Annotated in this window: 12 protein-coding genes; 4 read left to right on the top strand and 8 right to left on the bottom strand. The window is 65.9% G+C overall.

Features of this window, described 5'->3' with window-relative positions; genetic code table 11:
* Positions 1 to 372 (top strand): PfkB family carbohydrate kinase (locus FHW64_RS11830; protein WP_260303746.1); only part of this gene is annotated, 372 nt, incomplete at its 5' end.
* 3 nt (positions 373 to 375) lie between these two features.
* On the opposite strand, the gene FHW64_RS11825 is transcribed toward FHW64_RS11830, so the two are convergent.
* Together FHW64_RS11825 and aroC are read right to left on the bottom strand one after the other, a co-directional pair.
* The gene (locus FHW64_RS11825) at positions 376 to 1551 is read right to left on the bottom strand and encodes an MFS transporter (protein WP_184526215.1); all 1176 of its coding nucleotides are present in this window, start codon (positions 1549 to 1551) and stop codon (positions 376 to 378) included.
* Entirely contained in the window at positions 1551 to 2672 is a 1122-nt protein-coding gene (gene aroC, locus FHW64_RS11820) for a chorismate synthase (protein ID WP_184526214.1), read from the bottom strand. The genes FHW64_RS11825 and aroC overlap by 1 nt, the downstream gene beginning before the upstream one ends.
* A gap of 100 nt (positions 2673 to 2772) precedes the next feature.
* On the opposite strand from aroC, the gene FHW64_RS11815 reads away from it, so the two are divergent.
* Together FHW64_RS11815 and FHW64_RS11810 are read left to right on the top strand one after the other, a co-directional pair.
* Positions 2773 to 3192 (top strand): cupin domain-containing protein, encoded by a 420-nt coding sequence (locus tag FHW64_RS11815; RefSeq protein ID WP_184526212.1) that lies wholly within the window; start codon positions 2773 to 2775, stop codon positions 3190 to 3192.
* Between the two features lie 58 nt (positions 3193 to 3250).
* On the top strand, positions 3251 to 3823 hold the full coding sequence (locus tag FHW64_RS11810; RefSeq protein ID WP_184526210.1) for a GbsR/MarR family transcriptional regulator: 573 nt from the start codon (positions 3251 to 3253) through the stop codon (positions 3821 to 3823).
* Here FHW64_RS11810 and cydX read toward each other — a convergent pair.
* The 5 genes from cydX to cydD are packed head-to-tail and all read right to left on the bottom strand — an operon-like array spanning position 3820 to position 10083.
* Positions 3820 to 3951, bottom strand: coding sequence for a cytochrome bd-I oxidase subunit CydX (cydX, locus tag FHW64_RS11805; protein ID WP_184526208.1), 132 nt, complete (start codon positions 3949 to 3951; stop codon positions 3820 to 3822). The two genes, FHW64_RS11810 and cydX, sit on opposite strands and share 4 nt — an antisense overlap.
* Positions 3952 to 3983: 32 nt before the next feature.
* Entirely contained in the window at positions 3984 to 5138 is a 1155-nt protein-coding gene (cydB, locus tag FHW64_RS11800; protein ID WP_184526206.1) for a cytochrome d ubiquinol oxidase subunit II, read from the bottom strand.
* A 16-nt stretch (positions 5139 to 5154) separates the two neighbouring features.
* Complete coding sequence (locus tag FHW64_RS11795) at positions 5155 to 6756, bottom strand: cytochrome ubiquinol oxidase subunit I (protein ID WP_184526204.1); 1602 nt, start codon at positions 6754 to 6756, stop codon at positions 5155 to 5157.
* 34 nt (positions 6757 to 6790) lie between these two features.
* Positions 6791 to 8479 carry a thiol reductant ABC exporter subunit CydC gene (gene cydC / locus FHW64_RS11790; protein ID WP_184526202.1) on the bottom strand — a complete coding sequence of 563 codons (1689 nt, stop codon included), beginning with the start codon at positions 8477 to 8479 and terminating at the stop codon, positions 6791 to 6793.
* Positions 8476 to 10083 carry a thiol reductant ABC exporter subunit CydD gene (gene cydD / locus FHW64_RS11785; RefSeq protein ID WP_184526200.1) on the bottom strand — a complete coding sequence of 536 codons (1608 nt, stop codon included), beginning with the start codon at positions 10081 to 10083 and terminating at the stop codon, positions 8476 to 8478. Before cydD ends, cydC begins: the two co-directional genes overlap by 4 nt.
* A gap of 228 nt (positions 10084 to 10311) precedes the next feature.
* Here cydD and FHW64_RS11780 point away from each other — a divergent pair, with 228 nt between their 5' ends.
* A complete protein-coding gene (locus FHW64_RS11780; protein ID WP_184526198.1) occupies positions 10312 to 11415 on the top strand; it encodes a glycosyltransferase family 4 protein in 1104 nt (367 codons plus the stop codon).
* Here the strand turns inward: FHW64_RS11780 and FHW64_RS11775 are convergent.
* Positions 11412 to 12569 carry an acyltransferase gene (locus tag FHW64_RS11775; RefSeq protein WP_260303745.1) on the bottom strand — a complete coding sequence of 386 codons (1158 nt, stop codon included), beginning with the start codon at positions 12567 to 12569 and terminating at the stop codon, positions 11412 to 11414. The two genes, FHW64_RS11780 and FHW64_RS11775, sit on opposite strands and share 4 nt — an antisense overlap.
* Between the last annotated feature and the right edge of the window lie 10 nt (positions 12570 to 12579).

Below are 12579 nucleotides of genomic sequence, written 5' to 3'. Positions count from 1 at the left end.
GTGAGCGATGAAGACCTGGGCCTGCTCTTCCCGGGCGAAACGCCGGAACAGGTTGCAGCCCGCTGGCTGTCGCAAGGGGCTTCGCTGGTCGCGGTCACGCGCGGCAGGAATGGTGCGAGCGCATGGACGCGCAACGCGCAGGCCGATGTGCCCACGCCCGAGACGAAAGTCATCGACACGGTCGGCGCCGGCGACACTTTCCAGGCGGCGATGCTGACCTGGCTGGACGAGCACGATGCACTCGCGCCAGAGACACTGGGTGGGCTCGATGCGGCGCGGCTTGATGCACTCCTCACATTCGCCGCGCGCGCGGCCGCGATCACCTGCTCCCGCCGCGGGGCGGACATGCCCAGAAGGGCTGAGCTGGACTGACGGTCAGACGGCCTTGTCGAGTTTCTGCGCGCGCCACGCGCAGAGGGTGCCGACGACAGCTAGCGCCGTGGCCACGCCGAACATCACGACATAGCCGGAGCGCTGCGCGATCGCTCCGCCTGCGAGCACGCCCAGCACACCGCCGAATCCGTAGCCGATCACCGTGAAGAGCGCCTGTCCGCGCCCGCGCAACCGGCCCGGAAAGTGCCGCGTGACCATCGCGATGCAGGTGGTGTGATGCGCCGCGAACGAAAGCGCATGCAGCAGTTGCGCGAAGACCAGTGCCCAGATCCATTGCCCGAGGCCCGCGGTGGTTCCCATGCGCAGCACGGTCGCAATGCCGCAAAGCAGCAGCCAGCGCGGCATCGCGAGCAGCCCCAGCAGCCGGCCCTGGAGGAAGAACCACGCAATCTCGGCCACCACGGACAGCGCCCACAGAAGCCCGATCGTCCCCTTGCCGTAACCCAGCGAATCGAGGTACAGCGACAGGAAGCCGTAGACCGCGAAGTGCGACATCACGTGGAAGAAGAGCGACGCGAAGAACCAGCGAACCGCCGGAATGCGCAGGACCGGGCCGACCGGCAACTTTTCATGCGAATGCGCCGTGACCGGCTCGCGCGCGTCGGGCAGGCGCATCGTCGCAATGAGCACGATCGCCAGGGAGCCAGCTGCCCACGCGGGAAAGTGCCGCATACCGAAGCGGTCGAACCACTCGCCCGCGAAGAAAACCGTGACCAGGAATCCCGCCGAGCCGCACAGCCGGATGCGCCCGTAGCGTCCCCAGTCGCCGGCCACCAGATGCGCCATCGCCGCCTCGGTGAGCGACATCATCGAACTGGTGTGCGTGAACATGACGAGCAGCACCAGGCCCAGCCACCACGGACCGCCGTTCCACCAGAGGCCGAACGACGACACCAGCGCGACGGCCGCGCTGAAGCGCAGCAGCTTGACGCGCTCGCCGGTGTGGTCGCTCAATGCGCCCCACGCATAAGGCGCAAAGACGCGCGTGACCGACTGGACCGAAGCCAGCAGACTGATGACGAAGATCGGCAGCCCGAGCTCCTTCAGCCAGAGCGGAAGGTACGGGTTGAAAAAGCCGATGTGGGCGAAATAGCTCGCCGAAAGCGCGGCAAAGGCCAGCAGATGGCCCCTGCCACCGGCCGCCTGCGGCGCCGGCACTACAGGAAGGACGCCTGCGGCGACGAAGGTTCGGCGGCGTTCGCCTTGCCCGGCAGCGAATTGACGTCGCCGCACTGCGCACGGTTGCGCAGGGCATGCTCGATGACGACCAACGCCAGCATCGCCTCGGCGATCGGCGTCGCGCGGATGCCCACGCACGGGTCGTGGCGGCCCTTGGTGACGACTTCGACCGGCTGGTTGTTCACGTCGATCGACTGCCGTGGGCTGATGATCGAGCTGGTCGGCTTGATTGCGATGCTCACGTCGAGGTCCTGCCCCGTGGTGATGCCACCGAGCACGCCGCCCGCGTTGTTGGTCTCGAAGCCCGACGGCGTGATCGAGTCACCATGCACGGTGCCCCGCTGCGCGACGCTCGCGAAGCCGGCGCCGATCTCGACGCCCTTGACCGCGTTGATGCCCATCATGGCCCAGGCGATGTCCGCGTCCATCTTGTCGAAGAGCGGCTCGCCAAGGCCCACAGGCACATTCGAGGCGGTCACGCGGACCCGCGCGCCGCACGAATCGCCTGCCTTGCGCAGCGAATCCATGTACGCCTCGAGGTGCGACACATCGGCGATCGGCGCAAAGAACGGGTTGTTCGGAACATGCTCCCAGCTCTCGAAGGGAATCGCGATCTCGCCGATCTGCGACATGCAGCCCCGGAACACGGTGCCGTATTTCTCGAAGAGCCACTTCTTGGCGACCGCGCCGGCCGCGACCATCGGCGCCGTGAGCCGTGCCGACGAACGACCGCCGCCGCGCGGATCGCGGATGCCGTATTTCTTCCAGTAGGTGAAGTCGGCATGGCCAGGCCGGAACTGCTGGGCAATCTGGCCGTAGTCCTTGCTGCGCTGGTCAGTGTTCTGGATCAGGAGGGCGATCGGCGTGCCGGTGGTCTTGCCCTCGTACACGCCGCTGAGGATTTGCACCGCGTCGGGCTCGTTGCGCTGGGTGACGTGGCGGCTGGTGCCGGGGCGGCGGCGGTCGAGGTCGCCCTGGATGTCCGCTTCGCTCAGGGCCATGCCGGGCGGGCAGCCGTCGATCACGCATCCGATCGCGGGGCCGTGGGATTCACCGAAGTTGGTGACTGCGAAAAGGGTGCCGAAGGTATTGCCGCTCATGGCGCGGATTATCCCAGCGTCGGCGCCCCGCGACGGGGCGGGCCCACAGGAACGCTTTATGCATGCTGCGACGCAGCATCCCCTCTTCAAAGGAACGCTCATGCTGGATCGCACCGACACGAAGTTCTCCCACGTCAAGCCGGCGGATACCGAGTACGTCTCGGGCGGCCTGCGCGACTTCTTCCTCTACCGCGATCTGGGCATTGCGGAAGCCACCCACGGCAAGGTGATCGCGCACCTCGTGAAGGCCAACATGGCACCTGAAGAGGGCACCGGCTGGCACCGCCACGAGGCGGACTTCCAGATCGTGATCATGGTGAAGGGGTGGGCCCGCTTCATGTACGAGGACAAGGAAACGCTGGTCGAGGCCGGTGACGTGGTGCATCAGCGCCCGGGCATCCGACACTATCTCTTCGACTACTCGCCCGACATGGAATACCTGGAGATCGTCTCGCCGGCCGACTTCAAGAGCGTGGACGTCGATCCGGTGTGCGAGGTGCCGGCGCCGACGCCCTGGTGAGTTTTCAGTATTTCCTGAACGTGCAGCATTTCGAGCATTTCGGCGTGAAAATCGCCGGATGCCTGCATCCACCCTCCCGCCGCTCAGCCGCCAGTTCGTCGCCCACTTCGGAGAAATGGGCAGCAAATGGGGCATCAATCGGACGGTCGGGCAGATCTATGCGCTGATCTTCATTTCAGAACGGGCGCTCAACGCCGACGAGATCTCCGAGCTGCTGGAGTTCTCCCGCTCGAACGTGAGCATGGGCCTCAAGGAGCTTCAGGCGTGGCGCCTGGTGCATCTGCGTCACCAGCCGGGCGACCGGCGCGAGTATTTCGAGGCGCCCTCCGATGTATGGGAAATCTTCCGCGTGCTCGCCGAGGAGCGCCGCCGCCGCGAGATCGAACCCACGCTCTCGATGCTGCGCAACGCCATGCTCGAAGAGCCCTCGTCTGACGAAGAGCGCCACGCCCAGCAGCGCATGCGCGAGATGCACGACCTCATAGACCGGCTCATGAAGTGGTTCGACGACGTGCAGCGTCTCGCGCCCGAAACTGCGATGCAGCTCATGGGCATGGGCGCGACCGTGACGAAGGTGCTCGGCCTCAAGGACCGGATCACCGGCGCTTCCCGGAAGAAGACGCCAAGCTAGTCGCCGTGCGGCGTATCCAGCTTGTCGTGGCGAGTTGCCTCGTCATCCATCAGCTCGTACCACATCGCATTGAGCACCGCGAAAGTTGCTGCCAGCGGCAGCCCCAGGATCCAGGCGAAGTACCACATGGAATTTGTTCCTTCTTGATTCTTGGGTGTGATCAGTAGGCGTGCCCGCGTTCTTCGCGGATCGCATCGCGATCGACCTTGCCGCGCAGCACGTGGTAGATCCAGCTCGTGTAGGCCACGATGAGCGGAATGAAGATCGCAGTCACCACCAGCATGATGAACAGCGTCAGGTGGCTCGACGACGAGTCGAACACGGTAAGACTTGCCCGCGGGTCAGCCGACGACGGCAGGATGAACGGGAACATCGACACGCCGACGCTCAGGATGATCCCTGCGATGCTCAGTGCGCTGGCTAGCAGCGTGAGCATCTCCGCCCGCATGCGGAAGCCGAGGAGCGCCACTAGCGCGCCGGCAAGACCGAGCCCCGGGACGACGTAGAGCACCGGATGTGCCGCGTAGTTGGTGAACCACGCGCTGGCATGCACTTCAACCGTCTTCAATAGAGGATTCGATGGCCCGTCCGGCGGCAGCGAACTCGTCACCCGATAGCCGTCGATGAACTTCCAGAGCAGCACACCGGCGACGGCGTAGAGCACCAAGGTCAGCACCGCCGCGATGCTTCCATAGCCGCGAACGCGCTGCGCGACCGGGCCATCGGTCTTCAACTGCAGCCACGCGGCGCCGTGCATCGCGAGCATCGCCACCGACACCAGTCCGCAGAGCAGCGCAAAGGGATTGAGCAGCCCGAAGAAGGTGCCGTCGTAGTGGATGTGCATGTCGGTCGCGAAGCGGAACGGCACGCCCTGCAGCACATTGCCCATCGCCACGCCGAAGATCAGCGAAGGCACGAAGCCAGCGATGGAAAGGACCGCATCCCAGCGTCCGCGCCACGCCGCATCGTCCCGCTTGCTCCTGAACTTGAAGGCCACCGGCCGCAGGATCAGCGGCACCAATATCGCGAACATCGCAATGTAGAAGCCGGAGAACGAGACTGCATAGAGCTGCGGCCACGCCGCGAAGATCGCGCCACCGCCGAGGATCAGCCAGACCTGGTTGCCCTCCCAGACCGGCCCCACGCTGTTGATGACTACGCGGCGCTCCAGGTCGTTGCGCCCCGCGAACGGCAGCAGCATGCCGGTGCCGAGATCGAAGCCATCCATGACGGCGAAGCCGACCAGCAGTACGCCGAGCAGCAGCCACCAGACGACACGAAGGAATTCGTAGGAAAGAAGTGTGTGCAGGATCATGTTCGTGCTCCGGGGGTCATTCGGCGGCCAGCGATGAACGCGGCAGCACGGCGGCTGCTTCGGGGTCGGTTCCGGGGCGACGGGGCGTCCAGTGCTCGATCGGCCCCTTGCGGATCGCACCCAGCATCAGCTTCATCTCGATGATGAAGAGCACCGTGTAGATCAGCGTGAAGACCAGGATCGTCCCCAGCACCGTGGCCGCCCCGAGGTTCGACACCGCCACCGCAGTCGGCAGCACGCCTTCGATCACCCATGGCTGTCGACCGACCTCGGCGACGATCCAGCCCAGTTCCGCCGCGATCCAAGGCAACGGAATCGCGAACACCGCCACCTTGAGCAGCCACGGATACGCGTCGAGCTTGCGCATCGCGGAGAGCACGAAGAAGGTCGCAGTCAGCACGATGAAGAACATCCCGAGGCCGACCATGAGACGGAAGGACCAGTAGAGCTGCCACACCGGCGGAATGGTGTCGAGCGCGGCCTGCGCGACCTGCTCCGGCGTCGCCTTGCGCGGATCGTCGACATAGCGCTTGAGTAGCAGCGCGTAGCCGAGCGCATGGCCGTTCTCCTCGAAGATCGCCTTGGCCGATTCGGGAACGGCATCCGTACTGCCCGCCTCGCGGATCTTCTGCAGCGCGTCGTACGCCGAGATGCCGACGCGGATGTTGAGCTCCGCGCGATGCACGAGTTCGTCGATGCCGGGGATCTCCGTGGTCAGCGAGCGCGTACCGATCAGGCCGAGCAGCCATGGGATGTGGACCGCAAAGTGCGTCTCGCGCGTGCGCTGGTCGGGAAAGCCGAAGGCGGTGAACGCGGCCGGTGCGGGCTCGGTCTTCCACATCGCTTCGAGCGCGGCGACCTTCATCTTCTGGTGCTCTGTGGAGAGGTAGCCGGATTCGTCGCCGAGCAACACCACCGACAGCGATGCCGCGAGGCCGAACGACGCAGCGACCGTCATCGAGCGCTTTGCCAGTTGCAGATGCCGGCCCTTGAGCACATACCAGGCCGACACGCCGAGCACGAAGATCGACGCCACCACGTAACCCGCCGACACCGTGTGCACGAACTTGGCCTGCGCCACGGGGTTGGTCAGCACCGCGAAGAAGTCGGTCACCTCCATGCGCATCGTCTGCGGATTGAACGATGCGCCGACCGGGTTCTGCATCCAGCCGTTTGCAATCAAGATCCACAGCGCGGAGAAGTTCGAGCCGATCGCGACCAGCCACGCCACGATCAAATGCGCGACCTTCGACAAGCGGTCCCAGCCGAAGAAGAACAGGCCGACGAAGCTTGCCTCGAGGAAAAAGGCCATCAGCCCTTCAATGGCGAGCGGCGCGCCGAAGACGTCGCCCACGTAGTGGCTGTAGTAGCTCCAGTTCATGCCGAACTGGAACTCCATGACGATGCCGGTGGCCACGCCCATTGCGAAGTTGATGCCGAAGAGCAGCCCCCAGAACTTCGTCATGTCGCGCCAGATCGTGCGGCCGGTCATCACGTAGACCGTCTCCATGATCGCCACGATGATGGACAAGCCGAGCGTCAGCGGCACGAAGAGAAAGTGATAGAGCGCCGTGAGCGCGAACTGCAATCGTGAGAGAGCGACGATGTCGAGGTCCATGGGGTTCCTTTCGTGTTCTTGCGAATCCTTGAACTCAGTCGGGCCGTAGCGCGCTCAGCGCCGCGTCGAATGCCGGCGTGCCGCGCACGAGGTCGGCCGTGATGCGGCCCTGCTGCATGCAGATCAATCGATCCGCGAGCGCGGCCTCGCGGCGCAGGTGGGTCGCGATCACGAGAGCGCGGCCCTTGGCCTGGGCGTGAAGGCGTTGCAGTACGTCGTGCGCGGTCGCAGTGTCCAATGCTTCCGTGGGTTCGTCCAGCAGCCAGACAGGTACGTCGCGCAGCAACAGTCGGGCCAGTGCGAGGCGGCGCGACTGGCCGCCCGAGAGCCCGAGACCGCCTTCGCCAAGTCGGGTGTCGAGGCCACCATGCATGGCGCGTACGTCTTGTGCGAGGCCTGTGGCCCACAACGCGGCGAGCAGGCGCGCATCGTTCGCTGCGGGATCGGCGAGGCGCAGGTTGTCGCGCAGGCTGTCCTGGAAGAGTTCCGTGCGCTGGGTCAGCAGGCAATGGGCTTGCACATGCACCGCACCCGTCTGGGGCGCGATGTCGCCCGTGATGACGGAAAGCAGCGTCGACTTGCCCGCGCCGGAAGGACCGATCAGCGCGATGCGCTCGCCGCGTGCGACGGTCAGCGAGACGCCATCGAGTGCGAGCACGCGACTGCCGTTGTGAGCTGTGTGCACATCATGCAAACGCAGCGCTGTCTCGTCTTCGCCGAACTGGGCCGGCGCCTTCGCATCGGGCATCGCCATGCGAGGCGCAAGACGTCGGCCGGCCAACCACGCGCGCCCCGCTTCCAGCGCACCACGACGCAAGGCGGCGAAGGGCTCCATCGCGGTGAGGGCGACAAGCAACGCCAGCGCCGCGCCAGGCGCACCGATGGCGCCCTCGCCCGCCAACGCACCCACAGCGAGCAGCACACCGACCAAGGTCAGCGTGCCGGCGATGCCGTAGGCCGCGCCGGCGCTGCTTTCGAGTTGGTTGAGCCGCATGTCGGCCTGCGCGAGATGGCGATCGGCCGCGGCCAGCGATTCACGCTGCGCGTCGATCCTGCCCGCCATGACCAGTTCGGTCTGGCCCGCCACAAGGTCCACCGCGCGGGCGCGCAGTGCCTCCATCGCCTGGGCCCGACGGACCGCAGCAGGACGTGCACGCGCCGCGGTCACGATGGCGATTCCCCACCCGGCAGCGAGCAACCACAGGGCCAGCACGATGCCCATCCATGCGCTCATCGCGCCGAGCACCACGCCCGCAAGCATCGCTGCCGCGAGCGCGGCCCCCGCGGGCACCAGCATGCGCAGGTAGAACGCTTCGAGCGCATCGATGTCCGCAGTCAGCCGAAACAGCAGGCGCGATGGCCTCGCAAGCAGTTGGCGGGCAGCGCCCGGTTGCGCCCATCCGCGAAACAGGCGTTCGCGCAGCGCAGCCAACACACCGAAGGTCGCGTCATGCGTCACGAGCCGTTCGCCGTAGCGCGAAGCCGTCCGGCCCAGCGCGAGAAGGCGGATGCCGGCGGAAGGCATGAACACATCGAAGCGGATCGCGGTCGCCGCATTCAGTCCGGCCAGCGCGGTGGCGGTGATGAACCAGCCCGAGAGCCCGAGCAGCGCCATGCCCATGAGCACGGTCAATGCAGCCAGTGCAGCACCCAGCACGAGTTGCTTCGGCTGTGCGGTAACGAACGGCACCAGGACCGAGCGAAGATCGCGCCAGAGCTTCATGCAGCCTCCTGACGTGGTACGGCATCGAGGCGGATCGTGCGGTGCATGCGCGCGGCCAGGATGGGATCGTGTGTCGCGGCGATGAGGGTCTTGCCGCGCGCGAGTTCGATCAGGGCATCGGCGACGCGCTCGGCGGTCTGGGTGTCGAGGTGCGCTGTCGGCTCGTCCACCAGCAGCAGATCGGCATGCGCGTGCACGGCCACGCGAGCAAGCGCCAGTCGCACCGCCTCGCCGCCCGAAAGACCACTGCCGCCCTCACCGAGCGACATGCCCGGATGTGCCTGCGCTACGTCTTCGAGCACGGCGAACTGCATGGCGGCTTCGACATCCTTCGTCTGCACACCGGTGCGCCCCAGCGCCACATTGGCATGCACCGAACCGGCGAACACATGCGGCCTCTGCCCCATCCATGCGATGCGCGCGCGCAAGGCGGCCGCCGTGCGGTCGTTCAACAGCGTTCCGCCAATGGCGATCTCACCGTGCTGGGGCCGTACCAGTCCGGCGACGAGGCTCAGCAACGCGGTCTTGCCCGAACCGCTCGGCCCCATCAACGCGACATGTTCGCCCGCGGCGACGCGCAGCTCATAGCGCTCGAACAGAACATCGCCGCCCGGCTGCGCGTAGTGCAGATCGCGGATGCGCAGCGTCGGCGCAGTGGAAACGCCCCTCGGCTGCGAAGGCGGGGAAACCGCCGCACCGGGCAGCGGCACACCCTCTGCCGAAAGCTCATCGAGCGAACGCAGCGCGGCCTCGCCTGCTGCTCGGTCGTGCCACACGGCCGACAGATCGCGCAACGGCTCGAAGAACGCAGGGGCAAGCAGAAGGACGAACATTCCTTCGCCGAGCGTCAATCGCCGACCCCAGGTGCCGAATTCGAACGTGCCAAGCAGATGAAAGCCCACGTAGGCCGCAACCATCGCGACGCCCAGTGCCGAGAACAGCTCGAGCACCGCGGACGAGAGAAAGGCGATGCGCAACACCGCCATCGTGCGCACGCGCAGGTTCTGGGCGGCTTCGCCGAGGCGCTCCGCGGTGGCATCGACTGCATCGAGCGCACGCAGGGTCGCAAGGCCTCGAAGACGATCCAGCAGGAAGGCGTTCATGCCGCCCATCTCGACCATCTGCGCTTCGCTTGCAGCCTTCGCGCGCCAGCCGACGATGGCCATGAAGATGGGGATCAGCGGGGCAGCGATCAGCAAGATCAATGCAGCGAGCCACGACTGGAATGCGACAGCGATGACGATCACGACAGGCACGACCGTGGCGCGCCAGCGGGCCGGCCCGTAGCGCACGAGATAGGGCACCACCGCCTCAGCCTGCTCGGCGATCACGCTGGCTGCGAGGCCCGATGCCGGGCGACTGCGATCGATCGGTGAACGCGCGGAGAGCGCCGCAGCCACATCCGCACGCAATGCTGTAAGCCCGGCACGCGCCGCCGCATAGACCTGACGCGCACCCCAGGCCTCGCACGCGGCCCGCAACAGACCCAGGAGCAGGATCCCCGCCGCCGGGATGACGACCGCGACGAATCCGTCGCCACGACCCAGACGCTGCACCGCCCACGCCAGCAATGCCGCCTGCGGCAGCCAGAATAGCGCGGCCATGCCTTGAATCAGATTCCCGACCCGATCGGTGGCGAGGGAATGCAAGCCGGCGGTTGGCGGTACAGGGGAGTTCACAAGTCTTTTGAAATTTCAGTATTTACTGAAAACTCAGCAATCATAAGAGAAGTCGCACTGCGACGCTCATCTTGAAGCCAAACTCGGCCGGCGGGATGACAAATCCCCCATGAGTCAACAGCTAAGCTAGCTGCCATCAACGGAGAAAGCCAATTGAAGATCCTTTCCATCACGCCTACGTACTTCCCTGAAGTGGGCGGGATCGAATCCGTGGTTCGCGAACTGGCCACACGCATTTCCGAAAACGGCACGCAAGTGGACGTGGCGCATGTGTCGCCCAAGCACACGGCGTTCTCCGTGAACCGCGTGGACGGCATCGACGTCTATTGCATTCCCGTGTCAGGCAACCGCCTGCTTGGCTATGCGCGCGGCTTCGGCGAACTCGCATCCGGCTATGACCTGCTGCACGTGCACGATCCGCAGCTCATGATGCTCACCGGCAACGTTCTTCTGCAGTGCCGCCGCATTCCCGCGATCCTGAGCACGCATGGCGGCTTCCGGCACACGCGCAAGCTGCGAGCCTTCAAGTGGGTGCACGAGCATTTCCTGATGCGTCCGCTGCTCAAGCACTACAAGCGCGTGCTCGCGGTCAGCGAATCGGACGCGGACTACTTCGGGCATTTTTCCAGGCAGGTCCACAAGGCCGAGAACGGCATCGCGTACGCGAAGTTTCAAGGTGGCCGCACGACCGGCACGCCGGATCCGACGCGATGGATCTACTGGGGCCGCTGGTCGCGCAACAAGCGCATCGACGCGGTGATCGACGCCGTTGCCCTCGCGCGGGACAGCGGCATCGCCATCGACCTGCTCATCGCGGGTCCGGACTTCGACCACCTCGGCGAGAGCTTCAAGGCCAAGATCGAATCGCTGCGGTTGGGCGATTCTGTGCGGCTGCATCCCTACATCGAGGACGATCGGCTGATCGCGGAACTGCAGCAGCGCACGGTCTTCATCACAGGCAGCGAGTACGAAGGCTTCGGCGTGGGCATTCTCGAAGCGATGGCCGCGGGCAAGATCGTGATCTGCCGCGACATGGAGCCGATCAACGGATTCGTGGAGTCCGGGGTCAACGGCTACTTCCTGCGCTTCGACGGTGGTGCGAAGGACCTTGAGGTGGTGCGCCGCATCACGTCCCTGGACGAAGGGCAATGCCGAACGATGTCGGAGGCCGCGCAATCCACCGCCAAGCGCTACGACTGGGACTCGGTCGCCCGGCAGTTCACCGAGCACTACGCCAGCGCGCTGGGCCGCGCCTAGGCAGAGATCAGCGAAACCACCGCACCGCAGACCAGAAGGCCTGCGAACAGACCGAGCACACCGCGCCAGGTCGCCGGTCGCGATTCAACGAAGCGATAGAGCACGACCGCGGCCCCGATCGACAGCGCAACGGTCGCGAGCAGACCGCCCATGCCGATCCATGGCGTGACGCGCATGAAATGGCTCACCACTGCGCTCACAAGCAGCAGCACCGGGAAGTGGATGAGGAACAGCGAATACGAGATGCGCCCCAGGCGCACCAGCGGCTCGCCGACTGCGGGCCACGCCGAGGGCTTGAGGCCGTCGAGGTGCTGGATGATCGCCACCGCCAACGCGGTGACCCATGCGGTCGCGATCCGGCTGCGCCAGTCGAGTGCCAAGGCCGCGGCCCCGAGCAGCGCAAGCAGCACCACCGCGAAGCCCCACGTCCTGCGTCGGGACACGCGCCCCATCCAGAACACGAACATGCCGAGGCCATACGAGCCGAAGAAATACAGCGCAGTCGTATCGAGTTCCGCGTGCCGGTTGAACACAGCCAGCGACGACACCACGAGCAGGAACACGAATGCCGCCATCAGCCAGCGCGAGGTCTCCGGGCGCATGGCCCAGCGACGCTGAAGCACCTCTGATACGCCGATCGCGGCCAATGCCAACACGAAGAGCTGGAAGTCGATCGCCACGTACCACACACCGGTGGACAGCGCCTCGAAACCCAGCAGGTCCTGCAGCAGCAGGCCATGCGCGATCAGTTGCGCCATCACCGGCGGTCCAGGCACCACCTCATCGTCCAGCCAGGGCCGCACGAGCGCGGCAACGATCACGCTGAAAGTCAGCGCGGCCAGATACGGCATCACGAGGCGGCCGTATCGCTGGAAGATCCTGACCAAGGGCCGGTCGATGCGAAGCGTTCCGTCGGGCGCGAGGCTGCCCGCGGCGAGAAAGCCCGCCAGCACCAGGAACACCTGCACCGCCAGCCGCCCGTATTGAGACAGCCAGTCGAAGACGCCAGGCGCCAGCGAAGCCGCGCCTTCAGGCAGCGGGCCGTAGCGAGAGAGGTGATGGCCGACGATCAGCAGACACGCGAGTCCCTTCACCGCATCCAGCAGCGGCATGCGACTCGCGGCGCGCTTCGCCGCTGGCGCGGCGCGATCCATGACCCCTGCT

Origin of the sequence: Variovorax sp. Sphag1AA (genome assembly GCF_014192575.1) — a bacterium.
Lineage (GTDB): Bacteria > Pseudomonadota > Gammaproteobacteria > Burkholderiales > Burkholderiaceae_C > Variovorax.
Note: the sequence above shows the minus strand (reverse complement) of the source record. Positions and strands in the feature narration are given on the sequence as shown.

Bases quoted from the DNA above. Each gene is read 5' to 3' on its own strand.
- aroC (WP_184526214.1), bottom strand. From the start codon at position 2,672: ATGAGCGGCAATACCTTCGGCACCCTTTTCGCAGTCACCAACTTCGGT.
- cydB (WP_184526206.1), bottom strand. From the start codon at position 5,138: ATGATCCTGCACACACTTCTTTCCTACGAATTCCTTCGTGTCGTCTGG.
- FHW64_RS11810 (WP_184526210.1), top strand. From the start codon at position 3,251: ATGCCTGCATCCACCCTCCCGCCGCTCAGCCGCCAGTTCGTCGCCCAC.
- cydD (WP_184526200.1), bottom strand. From the start codon at position 10,083: ATGGCCGCGCTATTCTGGCTGCCGCAGGCGGCATTGCTGGCGTGGGCG.
- cydX (WP_184526208.1), bottom strand. From the start codon at position 3,951: ATGTGGTACTTCGCCTGGATCCTGGGGCTGCCGCTGGCAGCAACTTTC.
- cydC (WP_184526202.1), bottom strand. From the start codon at position 8,479: ATGAAGCTCTGGCGCGATCTTCGCTCGGTCCTGGTGCCGTTCGTTACC.
- FHW64_RS11775 (WP_260303745.1), bottom strand. From the start codon at position 12,569: ATGGATCGCGCCGCGCCAGCGGCGAAGCGCGCCGCGAGTCGCATGCCG.
- FHW64_RS11795 (WP_184526204.1), bottom strand. From the start codon at position 6,756: ATGGACCTCGACATCGTCGCTCTCTCACGATTGCAGTTCGCGCTCACG.
- FHW64_RS11815 (WP_184526212.1), top strand. From the start codon at position 2,773: ATGCTGGATCGCACCGACACGAAGTTCTCCCACGTCAAGCCGGCGGAT.